The sequence below is a fragment of the Methylobacterium indicum genome, assembly GCF_001043895.1.
GTDB classification, from domain to species: domain Bacteria; phylum Pseudomonadota; class Alphaproteobacteria; order Rhizobiales; family Beijerinckiaceae; genus Methylobacterium; species Methylobacterium indicum.
Genome location: NZ_JTHF01000320.1, coordinates 1 through 4,250 on the forward strand (window position 1 = coordinate 1; position 4,250 = coordinate 4,250).

General features: G+C 65.8%; 4 protein-coding genes, 1 tRNA gene and 1 pseudogene. 2 read left to right on the forward strand and 4 right to left on the reverse strand.

Features of this window, described 5'->3' with window-relative positions; all coding sequences use genetic code 11:
* On the reverse strand, positions 1-413 hold a 413-nt coding region (locus QR78_RS28760; RefSeq protein ID WP_141657956.1), incomplete at its 3' end, for a response regulator.
* 300 nt (positions 414-713) lie between these two features.
* Here QR78_RS28760 and QR78_RS28765 point away from each other — a divergent pair.
* Positions 714-803: transfer RNA gene (locus tag QR78_RS28765), tRNA-Ser, on the forward strand.
* Between the two features lie 88 nt (positions 804-891).
* Here QR78_RS28765 and QR78_RS28770 read toward each other — a convergent pair.
* A complete protein-coding gene (locus tag QR78_RS28770) occupies positions 892-1,179 on the reverse strand; it encodes a hypothetical protein (protein WP_048431044.1) in 288 nt (95 codons plus the stop codon).
* A 130-nt stretch (positions 1,180-1,309) separates the two neighbouring features.
* Between QR78_RS28770 and QR78_RS28775 the strand changes: the two genes are divergently transcribed.
* On the forward strand, positions 1,310-1,804 hold the full coding sequence (locus tag QR78_RS28775) for a hypothetical protein (protein WP_125901378.1): 495 nt from the start codon (positions 1,310-1,312) through the stop codon (positions 1,802-1,804).
* A 657-nt stretch (positions 1,805-2,461) separates the two neighbouring features.
* On the opposite strand, the gene QR78_RS28780 is transcribed toward QR78_RS28775, so the two are convergent.
* Together QR78_RS28780 and QR78_RS28785 are read right to left on the reverse strand one after the other, a co-directional pair.
* Positions 2,462-3,022 carry a hypothetical protein gene (locus QR78_RS28780; protein ID WP_048431046.1) on the reverse strand — a complete coding sequence of 187 codons (561 nt, stop codon included), beginning with the start codon at positions 3,020-3,022 and terminating at the stop codon, positions 2,462-2,464.
* 234 nt (positions 3,023-3,256) lie between these two features.
* A pseudogene (locus QR78_RS28785) lies at positions 3,257-3,807 on the reverse strand (recombinase family protein).
* Positions 3,808-4,250 lie beyond the last annotated feature (443 nt).

The window sequence follows — 4,250 nt, forward strand, 5'->3', positions numbered from 1 at the left end:
TCGTCGCGAGGCCCTGCCGCGGCGACGACATCCTCGAGGTGCTCGGGACCCTGATGACACCTTGAAGCGCGGCAGGGCCTCGCGACGAAGCGGGCATGGTCGGGCATCCGGTCCGGGTCCGGCTTGCTGCGCCCCGATACCACGACGATCGGCAGGTCGGGCCGCATCTGCGCCGCCGCGCGGGCGAGATCGAACCCGTCCGTCTTGCCCGACAGCTCCACGTCCGTGATCAGCGCGACGATGTCGGTGCGGGCGGTCAGCAACCCGAGGGCCCGCTCGGCCGACGCCGATTGCAGCGCCTCGTAGCCGGCCGCATCCAGCACGTCGCTGAGATCCATGATTGTCAGCGCCTCGTCCTCGACCACCAGGACCACGGGCCGCTCGTCCTTGGCATTCACGGTGTCGTTTCCCACGTCGCCTGTCCTTGCCGGTCGTGCCCCGTCCGGAGGACCGCCCGGGAGCGGCGCGGGGTCCGGAGGGCTCCTGGTGTCGCTCGGCCGCTCCCGGCCGGCCGACGCCCACGCGCCGGCCGTTGATCGAAACGGCCGATACCCTGCACCGGTTGCAGCGGCGGCGTCGCGAGACGTGCGGTGTCGGCGCGCACGAGAGGAATTCGCCGCTCCGACGATCTCGCGCTTGCGCCGCGGCCCCAGCCCCGCTAGAGGACGGCACCCGACCTGCACGGGCGCCCCGGCGCCCCGCGGATCTGGCCCGGAGAGGTGGCCGAGTGGTTGAAGGCGCACGCCTGGAACGCGTGTATACGGGCAACCGTATCGAGGGTTCGAATCCCTCTCTCTCCGCCAATTGAATTTTCCCTTTTTAATCAATTGGTTGGCTTGACATTCGTGTTGCGCTTTGTAGCGCGATTGTGGTTCTGGATGTGTAGCCGATCTAGCGACGGCCGGTCGCTTTGGGCGCTTTCGCGTTGGCTGCCTCGGCATCGCGCTTCTCTGCCTCGGCTCGCTTCTCATTCTGCTTGATGGTCAGGATGACAACCGCGAGGCCCCAGCCGCATTCGGTCTCGCCTTCGACCCTGATGCACTCGACCGGCGACGGGTCCCACATCCGGGACATCGCGAAAGCTCGGGCGCCGGCCGGGATCGTCCAGCACCACCCATCGGCGTGCGTCTCGCGGCCGAAGCGCTCCCACGCGACAGGGTCGGTCTTCATGAAGTCCATCGACCGCACGTGATCCAGTATTTTGCGGTAGACGGCGATTCGGCGCGCAATAGCAACCGGACCGCCATCCTCTTTCGCGAAGCAAGGCGAACTCATTCGCAAAGGTCATTTCCGACTTACTTTTGCGTTCGTGTTTGATGCGAAACGCACAAGATTTATCCTTTGTCATAGTGACAACCTGAATGCCGCCCGCTACCCGCAGCGGATGAAAAAGCTCGCATTCCTCACCGCTACCGCCCTCATCATCTCAGCACGCGCGCCCGCGAGCGCTCAGCCAGCGCCAGCGCCGATCTTCGCCATCCCGATCACCGGGCAGCTCGCGAACGGCAACGCCGCGGCTGGGCAGGCCACGGGCTTCGACAACGGCGTGGGCGAGTTCTGGGTGGCCTTCCCGGGGTCGATCCGCTGCACCGGCTCGTGGTCGGTGCGCGACCCCAACCCGACGATCGTGATCCCGGTGACCTGCGGCGCCCGGGTGAGGGGCGAGGCGATCGTGACGCGGCAAGCCGGCTTCATGACCGGCTCGGCGATCGTGGCGCTCAGCAACGGCCAGCGCGGGCAGTTCGTCTTCGGTGACCTCACCTACGAGCAAGCCTTCGGGCAAGGCCGGGTGCGGACGCGGTAAGCGCAGGCGGGGCGCATGTGGTCGAAGATCACCCGCCCCGCTCACGTCAGCGCCTTGGAACACGAGCTGCCGGCCGGATCGTTCGATAGCTCGCAAGCGCCTCGCGTCGTTCTTGAGGAACTGCCGATGCCAAGTATCGCGCCGCCAAGGTGGCACAGCGACAGAGACCGGATCATCACGCTCAGCGTCGGTCCGCTCCTCTACGGCAGCGCCAGTTACCGCGTTGTGGCACGCTACAATTGTGGGCGCCGGCACGATCCCAAAGCAAATGAACCAAGTCTTCCGCTGAGAAGATCCATCCTTACCAGCGCATTGCTTTAGGTTCTGGACGGTCTCAGGCGTCACATAGTCAGGCGCCCAGTCAGCCCAGCGCACAACATGGCTCCCTGGCAAGTCGACCGTCAGTCGGTATTTGACGTGTAAGCCTGGGACGCGGGCAAGCCCATGACGAATTCTTCCAGGGGAGGTAGTCAGCCAAACGCCAACTCGCCCCTTAGAGTGGCCTAGGTCGGTCGGAACGTCGCCGATCGTCAGGCCGTGCTTCGCGATGCCCAGCAAGTGCTGCGGCGAGGTGTAGTGGTAGAGGATCATCTCGTGTCCCTTCTCAGGCAGGGACCACCCATGAACAGCACGGCACCATGAAAATCCAATGGCACGTTATGGCAGTGTGTAACTGAATATTTCCGACCCGCCGCGTGGCAGCACAGGAGGGTCACGAGAGCGGCGATCCACGTCGGCTTCCAAGGGCGGTCCCCGCGAGCGTGCGTCGGTCGAAAGCCGAAACCGGTCCCCGGTCGCGATCGGCACGACCTGGACGGCGAGGACCGGCCGCGGCGCCTGGGCAGGCGTAGACGACGAGCTGCAGGCCGTGGTCGGGAGCGAGACCTTCTCGATCAGCACCGTCCAGGTCGCTTCGACAGCTTCAGCCGTGAGGTTGACGATCTGAAGTGCTGGCATCTCGTCCGACACGAGCGTGTCGTCGTTGATGCCGAGGGCGGCACGCTTAAGAGCGTGAAGACGTTCGAAGGTGGTTGCGGCGTTCATCAGCAGCTTGACCTTCGCAGCCGCGGCGTAGATCTGGCTCGGATCATCCTCAACAGCGTCAAGCGTCGCCGCAAGCATCCTTTCGGTCTTGCTGGCAGCGGCAACGGTCGTGTCCCGGATCGGCTTCGCGCGCTCGGCAAAGCCTTCTACGTCGGCTTCCTGTGCCGCCTGCACCCGGGCGTCGACCTGGACGGCGTGCGCCTTGGCAGCCGAACCCTTGTCCCACGCTGCGCCGCGCGAACCGCGCCTGAAGCGTGCGCTCGGTGACCCCGTAGCGCTGCGACAGCTCGGCCAGCGTCGCGGAGCCGGCAGCCCACAGCGCCTCGACCTCGGCCCACTCGTTCTCGGGGAGCTGGACGTAGCGGCGCTTCGGGGCCGCGGCGATCGACATGTTGTGGTCCTCCTTCATCACGCGGCCCATCGAGCAAGCGCGGCCTCGGCCTCAGCCGGGTCTTCCTGAATGCGGTAGATGGTCTGCCTCGACAGGCCGGTGTCCCGGGCGATGGCCGAGACGCTGGCGCCTTGGGTGAGCTGGGCGCGCACGATGTCGAACTGGATGCGGGTGTAGGACGGCTTACGGCCCCGGTAGGCGTCGTCCCGGCCCTTGGCGTGGGCGATGCCGGCGCGCTGGGCTTCCTTGGTCGCCTCGGCCTGGGCTTGAGCGGTCGCGGCCATGAAGTTGATGGGAGCGTCCCGCACGGCCTTCTGCATCGGGTCCGTGGTGGCGCCGTCGAAGGTGAGATCGTTGATGACGGGCGGACGACGACGCCGCGCTTCATCATCTCCCGGATGGTGTCGGTCACGTCTTGGTAGTCGCGACCGAGCCGAGTGCTGACGCCGCTCACGCCCTCGTCCACGACGACCGCGTTGATCGTGAAGCCCGCCTTCTCCGCCTGGGTGCGTTGGTGAGCGGCCGTCTGGTCCGTCGTCGAGATGCGGGCGTAGAGGATGGTCTTCAACATGGTCGAAACGTCCGTTGATCGAATACCACCCTAACAGACAGCGTTTTTGCAGCCGCGCCTGTGCCCGTAGGAGTATACCCATGCGGACATGCCAGGGACGCATGACCGGTCCAAACGGGTCTCAGAAACCGAACAGCGGCACTTTCCAATCCGAGACGCCACTCATGAGGATCCGAGGCGCACCGACCTGGAACCTCCGATGGGGCAGGATCTAGTGGACCGATCAAGATGCACAGGCCGCCGTGGATGCCCCCCGTCGCTGCAAAACCGACTTCCGACATGACTCGGCGGGGAACACGACCTGCTTGCGGTGGCAGCATCTCGCTGAACAGCCGCGTGACCACAGGCCGATCATCGGCCTCCTCGACTTGGAGACAAGCGTCCACGGGCCGGCCAAGCGCAGCCGACGGTGATCAGCTCTTGGCCGGCCCGTGGACGCT